Below are 14260 nucleotides of genomic sequence, written 5' to 3' on the forward strand. Positions count from 1 at the left end.
GCACGTACACCAACTCCCAAGACACCGGATCCACTTCAGCTTCGGAGCGATCACCGTGACGCCTGAATCCCACTCCCCGACCGGTATGTCCCCGACCGGCACGGACGACCTCACGCTCGACCCGCCGCCCGGCTGCCCCGCCCACGGCCTCGGTCCCGGCGGGCTGCGCCGGCTGTACGGACCCGAGGCCGAGGACCTGGGGGCCCTGTACGAGAAACTCCGCGCCGAACACGGTGCCGTCGCCCCCGTGCTGCTCCACAACGACCTGCCGATCTGGGTCGTGCTCGGCCACGGCGAGAACCTGCACATGGTGAGCACCCCCTCGCACTACGCGCGCGACAGCCGTCTGTGGACCGCGGTCCAGGACGGCACGGCGGGCCCCGACCATCCCCTCGCGCCGCACATCGCCTGGCAGCCCATCTGCTCCCACGCCGAGGGCGACGAGCATCTGCGGCTGCGCGGTGCGGTCACCGGCGCCATGTCGACCATCGACCACCGCAGTCTGCGGCGCCACATCAACCGTGCCACCCAGCGTCTGGTCAACGAGTTCTGCGAGCAGGGCAGGGCCGACCTGGTCGGCCAGTTCGCCGAGCACCTGCCGATGGCCGTGATGTGCGAGATCCTCGGCATGGCCGAGGAGTACAACGACCGCATCGTGCAGGCCACCCGCGACCTGCTCAAGGGCACCGAGACGGCGATCGCCAGCAACGAGTACGTCCAGGGCGTCCTGGCACGGCAGACAGCCCGCCGCCGCGCCCAGCCCGAGGAGGACTTCACCAGCCACCTCATCAACCACCCGGCGCGGCTCACCGACGACGAGGTCACCCAGCACCTGTGGCTCGTGCTGCTCGCCGCGTACGAGGCCACCGCCAACCTGATCGCCAACGTGCTGCGCATGGTCCTCACCGACCCGCGTTTCCGCGCCCAGTTGAACGGCGGGCAGATGACGGTGCCCGAGGCGGTCGAGCAGTCCCTGTGGGACGAGCCGCCGTTCAGCGCCGTACTCGGCTACTTCGCCAAGCAGGACACGGAGTTGGGCGGCAAGCACATCCGCAAGGGTGACGGACTGCTCTTCGGGATCGCGCCGGGCAACGTCGACCCGAAGGTACGCCCCGACCTCGCCGCCAACATGCAGGGCAACCGGTCCCACCTCGCCTTCGGCGGCGGCCCCCACGAGTGCCCGGGCCAGGACATCGGCCGTGCCATCGCCGACGTCGGTGTCGACGCGCTGCTGATGCGCGTACCCGACATCCAACTCGACTGCGACGAACACGAGTTGCGCTGGCGGGGGTCGATGTCCTCGCGCCACCTGGTGGAGCTGCCGGTGCGCTTCGAGCCGAAACCCCCGCAGGACGTCACGCAGTTGCCCGCCCTCCACGCGATGCCGCGTCAGCGGCCGAACTGGCAGGTCACGACGGAGAGCACGGAGTCGCCCGCGCCGCAGCCGGTGGCCCCGCAGCCCGCGCCGGCACCGGAGCCCGCCCACCGCCTCGGCGCCTGGCAGCGGTTCCTGCGCTGGTGGCGGGGTTACTGAGCCGACTCCGCCAGGGGGCCCGGGGACGCCCAGTCGTCGTACGAGGCCCAGGCCTTGAGCACCCGCCCGCTGACGAACCGGTGCTCGTGCCCCGTGACCGGATCGGTGAACTCCAGCCTCCGCGCCAGCAGTTGGAGCGGACGCCGGAAGTCACCGGACGGCACGGGGCCGGTCACCACCGGGTAGAGGGGATCGCCGAGGATCGGCACGCCCAACGCGTTCATATGGACCCGGAGTTGATGGGTCTGCCCGGTGCTGGGCGTCAGCCGGTAGCGCCCGACGCCGTCGCGACGGTCGCGCAGCTCGACCCGGGTGACGGCGTTCGGCTCGCCCTCGACCTCCCGGGCGGCCATCACCCCGCGCTCCTTCAGGATCCGGCTGCGGACGGTACGTGGCAGAGCGAGGCCGGGGGAGTACGGGGCGAGGGCCTCGTACTCCTTCCTGACCAGCCTCGCGCCGAACAGCGACTGGTATGCGCCGCGCTCCTCGGGCCGCACCGTGAACAGCAGGAGTCCGGCCGTCAGCCGGTCCAGGCGGTGTGCGGCGCCGAGCGCCGGGATACCGAGGTCCACTCGCAGCCGGGCGAGGGCGGTCTCCCTTACGTGACTGCCGCGCGGATTGGTGGCGAGGAAGTGCGGCTTGTCGACCACCACGATGTGCTCGTCGCGGTACACGACGTCGAGCGCGAACGGCACCCGCTCCTCGTCGGGGGGCTCACGGTGGAACCACACGAACATCCCCGGCTCATAGGCCGTGTCGCCCGTCACCGGCCGCCCGTCCGCGCCGACGATCAGCCCGTCCGAGAGCATCCGGTCGACCACCTCGGTCCGCGGCGCGAGCCGTTCCACCAGATGCTCCCGGACGGTGACCCACCCCCCGGTCTGCGGCAGCCTGATCCGCACGGGGTCGACCCCGTCTCGCTGCGGCAGGGGGGAGGGCGGGATCCGGGATTTGCGTCTCACCTGGTCAAGCGTACGAGGCCGGAACCGCGTCGTACGGCCGAGGGCGCTGCCGCCGCTACGGAGTGTCGCCTGTCGTCGGCGTCGTGTCGGCGAGGAAGTCGAAGGCCAGGCCGCTGGAGCCCTCACCGCGGCCGATACCGCGACTGGCGCTGAGCCAGACGGAGACCCGGCCGTCGTGCCAGCGCGTGCGGTTGTAGGAGACGGAGATGCGGGTGCCGGACTGCGGCACCTCCTCCTCGTTGACGAAGTACTGCTCTCCGGCGTCGAAGCCCTCCCGCAGCAGGCCGGTGCGGGGGTGGACCGGGTTGCCGTCGACCACGCCGGGCATGGCGGCGCGCTGTAGGCGGATGGCGCGGTCCTGGTCGGGGACGTGCACCGGGATGAAAGGGATCCAGTTGTCGGGGACGGAGTTCATGGCCTCGTAGGCGACGGGGGCGACCGGGTCCAGGGGCCCGGTCGGCGGGCTGAGGCGGAGGCGGTGGGCGAGGATCTCCGCCGCCACCTCGCTGCCGCGGCGGGGTTCGCCGGTGGGAAGGCGCACGGTCGTCTCCACGCCCCAGACCATGTTGGCCATCTCGTCGCGGATGAGTGCGACCTCCTCCAGAGCCGGACCGTCCGCGACCTTCGGCACGCTGGGCGGCAGCAGCAGGCCGGTGTCCGCGGGGACGTCCGCCGAACCGATGGTGTCCAGGGTGAACATCGACCAGCGCTGCCAGTCGGCGTCGCTGCCCGTACCGGCCGGCGTGATCCACACCTGCTCGCCGAACACATCGGTCATGGCCAGGCCCTGGATCGAAGCGAACGTCCCCGCGGGCAGGTCGCAGGGCAGCTGGAACCAGTCGTTGCTGTAGACGAGCGCGAACTCCAGGAAGACCAGCCGGGCCAGGTCCGTGCTGTCCGGCCGGACGGCGGCGAAGTTGGTCGCGCCGTCCTCGACCGCCCACCACCGCGGCAACGGCATCCCGGAGTACCGGATCGGAGCGGGGAAGACCGTGCGGTGGAACGAGGCGGAGGTCGGGTCCACGCCGCCGAGCGGAGCGCCCGGGTCGATGGAGAAGGCGTGCCAGTCGAGCGTTCCGCCCGGGTATTCCTGCACGGTGAGGACCTTCTCACCGCCTTCGGGCGTGGCGGCGCCGACCGAGAAGCGGTGCTCAAGACGCTGGGGATCCCAGGTGGCGTTGGTGGCGTGTGTGTCGGGGTCGACGGTGGGCTGGTCGATGAGCTGCCGGTCGAACCAGGTCACCAGTTTGGCGCCCAGTTTCACCAGTTCACCCCGGAGCAGGAGGGCCGGGATGAGGCCGGTGAGGCCCTCGTACGCCAGGTGACCGGCCTTGAGACGCAAGTAGAACTCGTACCCGTCCATCCGTCGTCCCGCGACCGCCTGCATCGTCGACCAGACCTCGGGGTGCGCCACCCGCGGTGTGTCCGCTTCCGCCGTCGGGTCGGGCAGGGCGATCGGATACAGGGCGATGTACTGCTGACGGATGTTCAGGCCGAGCACGTTGAGCAGCGTGTTCTGGCCGATGAGCTTCATCCAGCGACGGCCGATGGCCAGCCGCAGGTCGAAGGAGATCTTGTCGGCGCCGAAGGCGAACGGAAGTGCGCGCCGCTCGGCGACCGTTTCCAGCGGCCGGTCGTCCGGCAGATCCTCGACCGCGCCGTCGCCGGCCGGCTTGAAGCGGCTCGGGGAGACGGTACTGACCGAGTACGTCGCGGTCACCGGCGACCCGGCGTCCGCGCCGCGGAACTCGCCGAGTTGCCACTGGCGGGTGAGCATCCACAGCGGGTCGCGCACCTCCACCCGTAGCGCCCTGTCGAAGTCGGTGGTGCGGGGCCTGCCCTCCAGCCGGTTCCACACGCCGACCGCAGGGGGCTCCCGGTCGTCCAGCGCCTTCTTGAGGTCTTCGATCCGGATCTCGGTCATCGGCCCAGGCCTTCCACACGGAGCGTACGGGGCACGCGGGGATCAGTCATTGGCCTCGGCCTTCCACCGCAGGTTGGCCACCGCAAGATCGGTGGACAGCGTGACGGGCTGCCGGACCGCGGACATCACGGTCGCCGGCAGGAGTTGCGCGTAGGCGGTGTCGTCCAGGTGCCCGGGCTCGACGCCCCGCAGCTTCGCCAGCTCGAAGGTCTCGTGGACGGCGGCGACGAGGTCGTCCAACTGCCAGCCGCCCGGGCGCCGCACCGGCGGGACGACGAGCAGCATCGCCTGCGGGGGTTCGGAGTCGGGCCGGTCGAAGTGCACGGCGATCCCGGTGGTCTCCTTCGTGGCCGGGATGACTTCGGTCCACTCGTCGAAGAGCAGGCCGCAGCGGTTCGCGGAACCGAGCAACGGCTCGGCCGCGTAGTGCGCGGTGAACAGCAGCCGGTCCTCGGTGATCTCGGTGCCCGCCTTGAACTCCATCGCCAGCCAGGCGTCATCGGGCCGGTAGGGCAGCTGGACCGGGGTCAGCGGGGGCTCCTGCCAGCCGACGATGTTGCTCAACAGGCCGCCCGGCCCGCGCAGGGCGTCGCCGAGCGCCACCGCCTTCTCCCACAGCCGCGGCTTGTCCCGTACCCGGGCGATGCCGTGCACCCAGTCATCCACGGGGAAGTCGCGCTTGACGACCTGGGTGAGGTGGGTGGTCAGCTTGGCGCTGTCGTTGCGTGCCTTCCGCCAGTCGTCGGCGAGCTGCTGGGCGGGGGTGAACTCCGGGACGACCAGCACGTCCGTTCCGATCATCGCCTGGAGCGCGTCGGTGGCGGCCTGCACCTTGTCGGGACCGGTCACGGCCGCGTCGTACGCCTCGAAGGGCTTGACCGTGGCGCCGATCCGCCGGGTGATCCCGGCCGCCAGGGCCTGGGTACGGGTGAGCAGATCGCGGCCGTAGACGACGATTCGATCCTCGTACGGAGTCAGGTCCAGGCCGGTGGGGTCGAAGTCGCCGAGCGGCAGCAGGGCGCGCACCTTGGTGAGCAGACCGCTGAGCGTGGTCTCGGTCGTCCTGGCGATCGCCACCAGGGCCCGTAGGCGGTTGTCGAAGGCCGACCGGCGCAGCGTGACCGTCACCCTCAGCTGCGACGGACGGGCCGGACGGGGGCTGGTCGGCCTGGTGGTGAGGAGCTGTTCGGCCTGTTCCAGGAGCTTGAACCGATCCTCGTCGGGGGTCGCGGACGGCAGCGCGTCGTACTGGGCGATGAGGACGTCGGCCGCCGCCAGTGAGCGGCCCATGCGGGCCGCGGTGTCGGCGACCGCGGCCAGCACCTCGGTGAACACCCCGCGCCGCCAGGCGGTGAGTTCGCCCCACCCGCTGCGCACCATGCCGAAGCCACCGGCAGTGGTGATCAACTCGGCGTACTCGCTGAGAAATCCGTCGATCCCGGCCAGCACTTCGGCCCGCTGTGGGGTGCCGGGGTCCGGCGGATAGAGCGGGGTCAGGTCGGTCAGCAGGTCGTTCACCGCCTCGCCCAGGTCGGTCAGGGCGTCGCGTACGGCGACCGGTCGTTCCTTGGGTACGGAGACGGCCTCGTCGGCAGTCCGGTCGAGGGCGGTCGTCCCGGCGGCGGCCACCAGATCGCTGGGACGCAGCGGGCGGGACGCGGTGAGCAGCGTCCGCAGCGCGTCCACCAGCGGAGAGAGCTCAAAGAGGGTGATCTTGCCGTTGACGCGCTGGGTGTAGCGGATGGTCAGCACCGCGTCGGGGCGCGGGTGGTCGCGGTCGATGACGACGCCGATGATCCGGTCGTCGAGGTCGGTCATCGCGGACTCGCCGACCGGGCGCAGCGCCCACAGCAGGTCGATCGGCTGAAGCCCGAGGTCGGCCTGGGTGACCAACCGGCTGCGCGTCTGCCCGCTGACCGGGTCGGTCCAGCCGACCAGGACGACCACGTCCTGCTGGGCCGGCAGCAGCGCCGGCAGCCAGGCGTTGACGGCGGGCTCGGCCTGGGCGCGCGGGCCGTTGCCGCTGAACAGGCCGGAGCCGTGGTTGGGGGTCAGCCCCGGGGTGAGCTGTAGGCCGAACCGGTGGGTCAGGGTGATACCGCTGCGTGGGGTCTCCACCACGGCGGGCGCGGGCGGGAAACCCTCCTTCGCATAGGCGTCGAAGGTCGCCGAGGCGCGTTCGGGGTTGCCGAGCAGGGCCTGATGGGTGCCCTCGGCGACGGCGAGGTCGGCGAGCGCGTCATGGAGGTTCAGCAGGTTCCGCACCTCCTGGTTGATGGCGTCCTGTTCGGCGGGAAGGGGGTCGGGTCCCATGCCCGTGGCGCCGAAGGGCCACTCGGGAGTGCCACCGCGGGTCGCGCGCTGTACCAGTTCCAGACCGTCGACGACGTTGCGGGCCTCGACGATCTCGGGCTCGCCGTCCGGGTCCTGTACGTTCGACAACTTGCCCGAGCGCAGCGGGAACGCGGCCCGCAGCACCGGAAGGTACTGGTCCAGCTCGATCCCGGGGTGGTTCTCGTGCAGGCCCCGCTCGAAGCGGTAGCCGAGGAGCGCGCTCAGCGACTGCCCCTGGCGCAGCCCGTCGAGCAGGGTGAGCGCCATCCGGACCCGCTCGGAGCTGAGGTTCACCGCGAAGGCGTTCTGGTTCTGCGGGGAGCCGTTGGCGAGGTATCCGGCGCGCAGCACCGCGGCGGTACGGGCGTGGGCCGGCGAAGGGGTGTGCAGGTAGCCGCCGTTGAGGGGGTCGTGCGCGATCGAGTCGGTCTTGAAGACCTCGGCGAGCTTGCCGGTCAGGGGGACCTGGGTGAGGTTCCTGGTCTTCGGCCGGACCTCTTCGAGCCAGCCGTACGCGCCGATGTGCAGCCCTCGTTGTGGGGTGCCGCTGCCGTCCGCGCCGTAGCGGAGCTGGGCGAGCCGCTCGTTGGCCTGGCCCAGCCGCCAGGCGTCCAGGCGGTAGGTCGCGCAGTCCAGGTGTTCGGCGAAGACCCGTTCCAGACGGGCGGTGGGCAGGCCGGCGAGGAGGGCGGCGGCGTCGATCTGCTCCTTGAGCGGGGCGGTCTGCGGACCGGTGTCCAGGACGTCGGGGATGTACTGGTGGACCAGCCGGTCAGGGTCCCCGGTGATCGCGGGGTCCGGCGCGTACAGCTGCCGGTAGCGGCTCTCGCTCGGCGGCAGTTCGGTCTCGTCCCCCCGCAGCCTGCGGAGGTGCAGGAAGAGCGGGTCGGCGAAGGACGCGGGCGGGTGGCCCGCGGTGACGGCGAGGCGGCGGCCCGCGTCCTCCCAGCCGAGCAGCAGGGCGTGCCGCAGCAGCAGGTACAGCAGCGCGGCCGGCGGGCGGCCGTCGGTGAAGCCGTTCTCCAGCCGGAGGGTGTCCAGGTCGGTCCGCGCGCTCTGCACCAGCCACTGGAGGTAGTTGAGTTCCTGGGGCTTGGGGGTGTACGCGCGGACCGGGTCGGTCTCGGAGAGCGGGCGGTCGTCGATGAGCGGACCGAGCAGCGGGTACTGCGTGCCCACGAACAGCCGGCGGACCAGGTCCGGGTCGGGCACGTCCGGCGGGTTCGCCGGGTACCCGAACCGGGCCAGCAGATCCCGGATGGGCTGCGGCATCCGCAGCTCCGTCTCCAGGATCTCCGTCACGCGGGGGCCGTCGGCGCCGAGGTTGCGCCGGTTGTAGAGGTCCTCCACGCTCTCCGCGTACCGCTGGTGGAACTCGGCCGAGGTCGGGTGCAGCGCCAGGATGTCCAGCAGCTGCTGATGCGGGTCGCCGGGGACCGGCACCGGGTTCCGCGGGTCCGCGGGTGCCACGAAGGCGACCTTCCCCTTCGCCTTGTCCCAGTCGGCCTGCGCCGCGTCCAGCACCCGGTGCAGCGCGCGCCGGTGCTTGGCGGTGTCCGACTGGTCGTCGGCCGGCCAGGCCAGGCGGGAGAAGGCGGTGGTCGGCAGGATCCCGTACGGCTGCCGGCCGATCTTCACCGCGGGCAGCGGGCCGCGTCCGGAGACGTACGAGACGAAGAACGCCCGGGTCTCCTCCACCGCCTGCGGCGACAGGACGGGATGCAGGGTGGTGCGCAGGAAGTTGCCCCAGGTCGCGGGCCACAGGGCGGTGTGCGCGGCCCGGGCTTCGCGCTGGTCGGTGCGGTCGGCGTTCGGCAGGCCGGTCAGCACGGCCGTGTCCAGGCCGAGGAGTTCGGCGAACCACTGACCGTCCGTCTTCGCCGTCCAGTCGGCGGTCGCCGCCGCGGCGCGCAGCCCGGAGCGGACCCGCAGTCCGGCCGCGGCCTCCTCGGTGGGACTCTGCCCGGCCGGGGCCTGAGTGGTGTTGTTGGTCGGAGTGCCCTGCGGCAGCAGGCTGTAGCCGGCTGGGCTCTGCGACTGCCGGGTGATCAGCGCGGCCAGTTCGGCGGCGGAGACGTCCGCGGTCTGCTGCTCCCGCAGACCGATCACGACCAGCCGCTGTACGCCGTCGCGGGTCCGGTCCTCGAGTGGGACGCGCACGCCCATGCCGACCCGGACGGCCTCGTCGAAGTCGGTCAGCCAGAGCAGGGCCGCGGGGACGTTCAGCACGCCGGTGTCCTCGTCCAGCTCCAACTGGTCGCTCTCGCCGGGGTCGGGGCTCACCGCCAGGTCACCGGTGATCGGCGCACCGGTCGCGGTCAGCACCTGCTCCCCGTTCACGTACCCCATGAACACGAAACGGTCGGGCAGCAACTGTGCCTTGGCCGGTTGCGTCCAGGAGTCCGAGGCGATGGCGGCCGGGCGGGGCAGCACGAGGAAGGCCAGCACCACCGCGTCGGAGGAACTGAGCGGTGCGCCGTCGATCCCGGTGGGCAGCACGCCGCGGATGGTGGCGGCGCGTTTCGCGCCCACCGAGACCAGCAGGGCGTTCTCGGCGGCCCGCAACCGGGCCCGGTCGCCGTGCGCCCGCCAGACGGCGGTCCAGTACGTGACAGTGGGGGCGCGGTCGGCCGCGGTCGGCGCCGCGGCACCGGCGATCACCAGGACAGCGGTCCCGTCCTGCACGTTCGCCGGTTTCTCGCCGGGGTTGGCGGGCGGGTAGGTGTTCGTCAGCCAGGTCGCCCGGCCCACCGCGACCCGTCCGGTGAACTCCTGCCAGGCCGCCTGCTCGGCGAGCGGCAGACCGGCGGCCCGCCACAGCGCGGTCCAGTACGCGCGCAGCGCACCGAACTCGGCCTCGCTGGGGTGCGGTTCGGACTTGTCGATGGCCCACTCGTCGGGGAACACCCGAACCAGCAGTTCGGTCTCGGTGAAGCGGGTCTCCAGCCGCACCGGGCCGAGCAGTACCGGGAAGTCGTCACTGAGTGACATCGCGCAGCATCTCCTGTGCGTGTACGGCGATCAGGACGGGCGCCTGAAAGAGCATGTAGGCGATGTCCGCGGAACTCAGCTTGTCGTGCCAGGAAGGCAGTTCGATGTCCTCACGCCGCTGCTCCTCCTTCTCCTGGTCGTCCTCCGAGCCGTCGAAGTCGTGCAACGGGACGACCACGGCGGGATCCAGCCGGATGAAACGGGTTTCCAGCGGGTCCACGTCCTTCCAGGACAGGTCGTTCCACACTTCGACCAGATCGGTTCCCTGGCCTTCCTCGTCCACCCCGAACCGGGGGTCCCCGGGGCGTTCCTTGATCACGAAGAACCAGCCAGGGTCGTCGGGAATGTGCCCGCGCGCCACGTCGGCGGTCAGGTCGAAGCCGAGCAGGGTGATGTCCGGTTCGACCTTGGCCTCGTAGATCGGCAACTTGACCAGGTCGGGCGGCGGATGCTCCTGGTCCGGGACGGTCGCCAGCACGCGCTCCCGCTCCGGAAGGGGGGCGCCGTCCTCATCCCGGTCCCAGTCGGCCCTGTGCGCGTAGATCGCCGCGGTCGGGTACTTCTTCAGCAGGTCCCCGCGGATCACCAGGACGAGTTCCTCCTGCTGGTTGCCGGCCGCGTCCCGGTTGTCGTGGTCGCCGAGGACCGACCCGGGAGTCCAGTCGGCGATCCGCGTGATGTCGTAGAGCCGTTCGGTGCGCTCGGCCGGCTGCTCGCCGGGCAGGGAGAGCGCGGGGCGCGGATCCCAGAACTGGCGGAAGGGGGTGCCCCGTTGGTCGGTCGGGTACTCCCGCCACAGCAGTTCGCGGGCCATCTCCTGGTTGAGGCCGACCATGAACGCCTCGATGAACTCCTGGTCGGTCGCCAGCAGCGTGATGGTGTTCTGCGGCACCAGATCCAGCCGGGGCACGAAGGTGTCGACCGAGATGTCGATCAGCGACTGGAACATCGGCAGGTCGATCACCGGGTACGCCATCGCCTCCAGGAACCGTGCGGCGAACGGCTGTAGCCGCTCGGGCAGTTGCACCGAGCCGAGCAGGTTCTTCGGCACCGTGGTGTCGGACTTCAGTCCGGTCAGCAGCTGGTCGGTGGTCTGCGCCACTCCGAGTTGCCCGCGGACCTCCGTCCGCCCGCCGACGTTCGCGTCCAGCGCGCTTCGGTAGTTGTCCCGCAGGCCGTCCTTGAACCGGAGTGCCTCCAGGCTGTCGCCGCCGCCGGTCGCGGGGACGATCCCCTCCTCGGGCAGGCTGATCACGAAGGCCGTGCTGGTGGGCAGGTCCTTGGTCGGGTCCTCCTCGGGGTCCCCGGCCGCCGTGGCCGGGGCGTCCGCGCCGACTGCCTCCGGCGCCGCTCCCGGTCCGGCGGGTCGGCCGAGCCGGTCGGTGAGTTCCCTCACGGTGACCACCGCGGACGGGGTGGCCTTCGCCACCGCCGCGGTGACCGCGCCGGACGTCCCGGCCGGGCGGTCCATCTTCGGCAGCAGCTCGTCCGGTGATCCGTCGCCGAACGGCAGCGTACGGATCAGCCGCGAACCCGGCCGGAGCATCCGCCGCATCTCCGGCGAGACCGGCGCCGCGGCCACCTGGCTGCTCGCCACCTGGAACCCGACCGCGATGTTCTCGGCGGCTTCGGCCAGGGCCGCCGCCGGGGACGGCAGTTGGGTCACGCGGGAACCGGCGGGCGCGGCCAGGCGCAGTGCCCTCGCCGCGGCGGTGTCGGCGGCGCCGGCTGCCACGCCCTGGGGCGCGGGCGGCGGATCGAGGTGCTTCTGCTGGAGCACCAGCCCCACCTCCAGCGCCAACTGGGCCGCCCGGATCCGCTTGTTCGCCTCCAGTACGTCGCCCACCTGCTGCCAGGCCGCCGCCATGAACTCCTCCTGGCGGGCCTGCACCACCTGGGTGCCGAAGTTCGCGGCGATCCGGAACCGGGGGTCCAGGTTCAGCCGGTGCACCCAGTTCTTGTTCACCGGCTCGGGGATCGGTGTGCCGTCCGCACCGGTCAGCAGCCGGGAGGTCCGTGCGTGCCATTTCCCGTACAGGGGTGGGGTGATGACCGGGTCCACCTCGCCTGCCAGCGTCCGCACCTCGGGCGCCCCGGCCGCGGCGGCCAGCGAGGCGTGCGCCACGGCGGGCGCAGTCTGCTGGTACTCCTCGGCCAGGTTGACCAGCCCCGCCAGCGCCCACTGGAAGGGGTGCGGATACGGCGGCAGGACGGGCGCGGGCGGCGGCAGGGGGAAGCGGCCGTCCCAGTCGTCCCAGATGTCGAGGGGCCGTTCGGGTACCCGCAGCGCCCCGCCGAGCTTCAGCACCCCGCCGAGTTCCGGCGGCTCGGTGATCCCGGGAAGGTTGCCGCCGGGCGGGTTGCGCACGTCCACATCGCGCCGGGCCACCTTGTCGTCGGCCTTGCGCGGTTGCAGCAGCCGGACCAGGTACTCGAAGTCGCCCGCGCTCCCCGTGCCGAAGAACCAGCGGTAGTAGTACGGCAGTTGCCCGGCACCCTGCCGACCGTCGTAGTTCTCGCCCCAGCTGGAGTACAGCGCGTCCTTCCCGGCCGCGGCGACCAGACCCGGGTCGTAGCCGAGCCCGGCCAGCCGCCCGGTCTCGAAGGCCGGTACCAGGAAGGCGTGGTAAGGCCGGTTCGGCAGCAGGTGCCGCGGGCACATCAGCCGGGCGCAGGCGTTGTCCGCGTTGGTGCGCAGCACCTCGCGCAGGCCGTCCAGGGCACCCGCCATCCGCCCCTCGTCCGATACGACCGAGTCGTCGATCTGGCCGTTGACGTGGACGTGCGCCCACGCGCCCAACTGCGTGGCGTCGGGCAGAGTCGAGGCCGGGTCGGCGACGGTGATGAACGGCAGCGGCCGGTCCGGGAGCGCGCCCTCCTCGAACTCACCCGGCTGATCGTCCCGCGGCCCCTCCAGCACGATCAGCGCGAGCCACGGCAGCAGTCGGCCGGTCACCGGGTCCGGCGCCGCCGGGCTGTAGCGCCAGGGGAAGTTCTCCTCGTAGAACTCGATGTGCGCCAGGTAGTTGGGCTCCACATTGGTGATCCAGGGGCGCGGTTCGGTGCGTGAGATCGCCCGCGGGTCGATGCCCACCACGTCGCCGGGCCCGTACAGCTGGACCGGCTGCTGCACCGGCTTGTCGATCCGGTCGCCGCCGGCCAACGGGTCCGCGGAGACCAGCAGTTTGACCGGGATGGTGGCGCGGGTGGACGGGGCGACCGGTGTGTCCTTGATCTTGGTGGAGATGCCGGAGCGCAGCCAGGGCAGGAAGGAGTACGCGTTCGCGGTCACGGCGTGCCTCCGAGGGTGAACACCTCGGTGGTGGCCGCCAGTTCGGCGCTGTCCGGGTCGGCGGCGGCGATCCCCGCGGCCAGGGTGCCGCCGGTGACGAGCACCTTGCCGGCGGCCAGCGCGAGGGCGCCGAAGGCCCAGCGGCCGTCGGTCGGTCCGGTCGCGGCGCTCCAGGACTTCGCGGACTCGTCGTAGATGAGCGCGCTCTGGTAGCCGGCGCCGTCGCGGTCGTCGGCGGTACCGCCGATCACCAGGAACTGACCGGAGCCCAGTGCCACCACCCGGTGTTGGGCCCGGCCGCCCGGCGTCAGCGGCGGGCCGACCGCCGGCAGCGGCGCCCACTTGCCCGCGCCCAGCTCGAACCGCTCGCCGGTGAGGCCGCGGTACGGGTCGAAGGTGCCGTCGCCGGCGAGGCCCGGGGTGGCGCCGCCGATGACCAGAGCCGTGGTGTCCGAGGCGAATACGGTCTGGTGGCCGCTTCTGGGCTGTAGCAGACTCCCGGTCGGCGTCCAGGTCCCGGTGGTGTCGTTCGGCGTGTACAGCTCGCAGAAGGCGAGCGAGGTCCCGCCGGTGGGCGAGACCGGCGCGGTGCCCCCGGCCACCAGGACCTGACCGCCCTTGAGGACCACCGCGCTGTGGCCGCTGCGGGCATCGGTCATCGGGGCGGCGCCGGTCCAGGTGCCCGCGGCGACGTCGTAGATCTCGGCCGAGGCGAGCGCTCTCACCGAGTCCCCGGAGCGGACCGTGGTCCCGCCCGTGACCAGCACCCTCTTGTTGTCCGCGAGCAGGACGGCGCTGTGGCCGTAACGGCCTTCGCGCAGGCTGGTGACCGTCTTCCAGGAGCCGCCGGTGTCGCTCGGCGTGTACAGCTCCACGGAGGTCAGCCCGGCGGAGGTGGGCGAGGAACCGCTGGTGCCGCCGGTGACCAGGACCTTCCCGTCGGCGAGCAGGGTCACCGTGTGCAGCCGCCGCGGGGACTGCATCCGGGGCCCGGCCGTCCACTTCGGGGTGGTGCCGGTCTGGTCGAACAGAGCGGTCTTGTTGGTGGCGGCCGAGGCGGCGTCGCTGCCGCCGACGAGCAGGACCTTGTTGTTCTTCAGCAGGACGGGGCCGTCGTGCTGCCCGTACCAACTGGCGGCGGCGGGCAGATCACCGGCCTTCGTCCAGGCTCCGGTGGCCGCCAGTGTGGGACTGGTCATCGCGTCGAACCTCTCCTGGGGCTG

The 14260-nt window shown here is 71.9% G+C and carries 6 protein-coding genes; 1 reads left to right on the forward strand and 5 read right to left on the reverse strand.

Going from position 1 to position 14260, the window contains the following annotated elements:
* Positions 1 to 85: 85 nt before the first annotated feature.
* The gene (locus tag ACIPC1_RS26290; protein WP_402521421.1) at positions 86 to 1534 is read left to right on the forward strand and encodes a cytochrome P450; all 1449 of its coding nucleotides are present in this window, start codon (positions 86 to 88) and stop codon (positions 1532 to 1534) included.
* Here the strand turns inward: ACIPC1_RS26290 and ACIPC1_RS26295 are convergent.
* Genes ACIPC1_RS26295 through ACIPC1_RS26315 form a run of 5 tightly spaced genes read right to left on the reverse strand, consistent with a single transcriptional unit; the run spans position 1528 to position 14236 of the window.
* Entirely contained in the window at positions 1528 to 2496 is a 969-nt protein-coding gene (locus ACIPC1_RS26295) for an RluA family pseudouridine synthase (protein WP_402520985.1), read from the reverse strand. The two genes, ACIPC1_RS26290 and ACIPC1_RS26295, sit on opposite strands and share 7 nt — an antisense overlap.
* A gap of 55 nt (positions 2497 to 2551) precedes the next feature.
* Positions 2552 to 4420 (reverse strand): hypothetical protein, encoded by a 1869-nt coding sequence (locus ACIPC1_RS26300; RefSeq protein WP_402520987.1) that lies wholly within the window; start codon positions 4418 to 4420, stop codon positions 2552 to 2554.
* Between the two features lie 42 nt (positions 4421 to 4462).
* Positions 4463 to 9745, reverse strand: coding sequence for a hypothetical protein (locus tag ACIPC1_RS26305; RefSeq protein ID WP_402520989.1), 5283 nt, complete (start codon positions 9743 to 9745; stop codon positions 4463 to 4465).
* Positions 9732 to 13037 carry a hypothetical protein gene (locus tag ACIPC1_RS26310; RefSeq protein WP_402520991.1) on the reverse strand — a complete coding sequence of 1102 codons (3306 nt, stop codon included), beginning with the start codon at positions 13035 to 13037 and terminating at the stop codon, positions 9732 to 9734. The genes ACIPC1_RS26305 and ACIPC1_RS26310 overlap by 14 nt, the downstream gene beginning before the upstream one ends.
* A complete protein-coding gene (locus ACIPC1_RS26315; RefSeq protein ID WP_402520992.1) occupies positions 13034 to 14236 on the reverse strand; it encodes a Kelch-like protein 17 in 1203 nt (400 codons plus the stop codon). The genes ACIPC1_RS26310 and ACIPC1_RS26315 overlap by 4 nt, the downstream gene beginning before the upstream one ends.
* Between the last annotated feature and the right edge of the window lie 24 nt (positions 14237 to 14260).

The organism is Streptomyces sp. NPDC087263, assembly GCF_044744645.1.
In the GTDB taxonomy this organism is placed as follows: Bacteria; Actinomycetota; Actinomycetes; order Streptomycetales; family Streptomycetaceae; genus Streptomyces.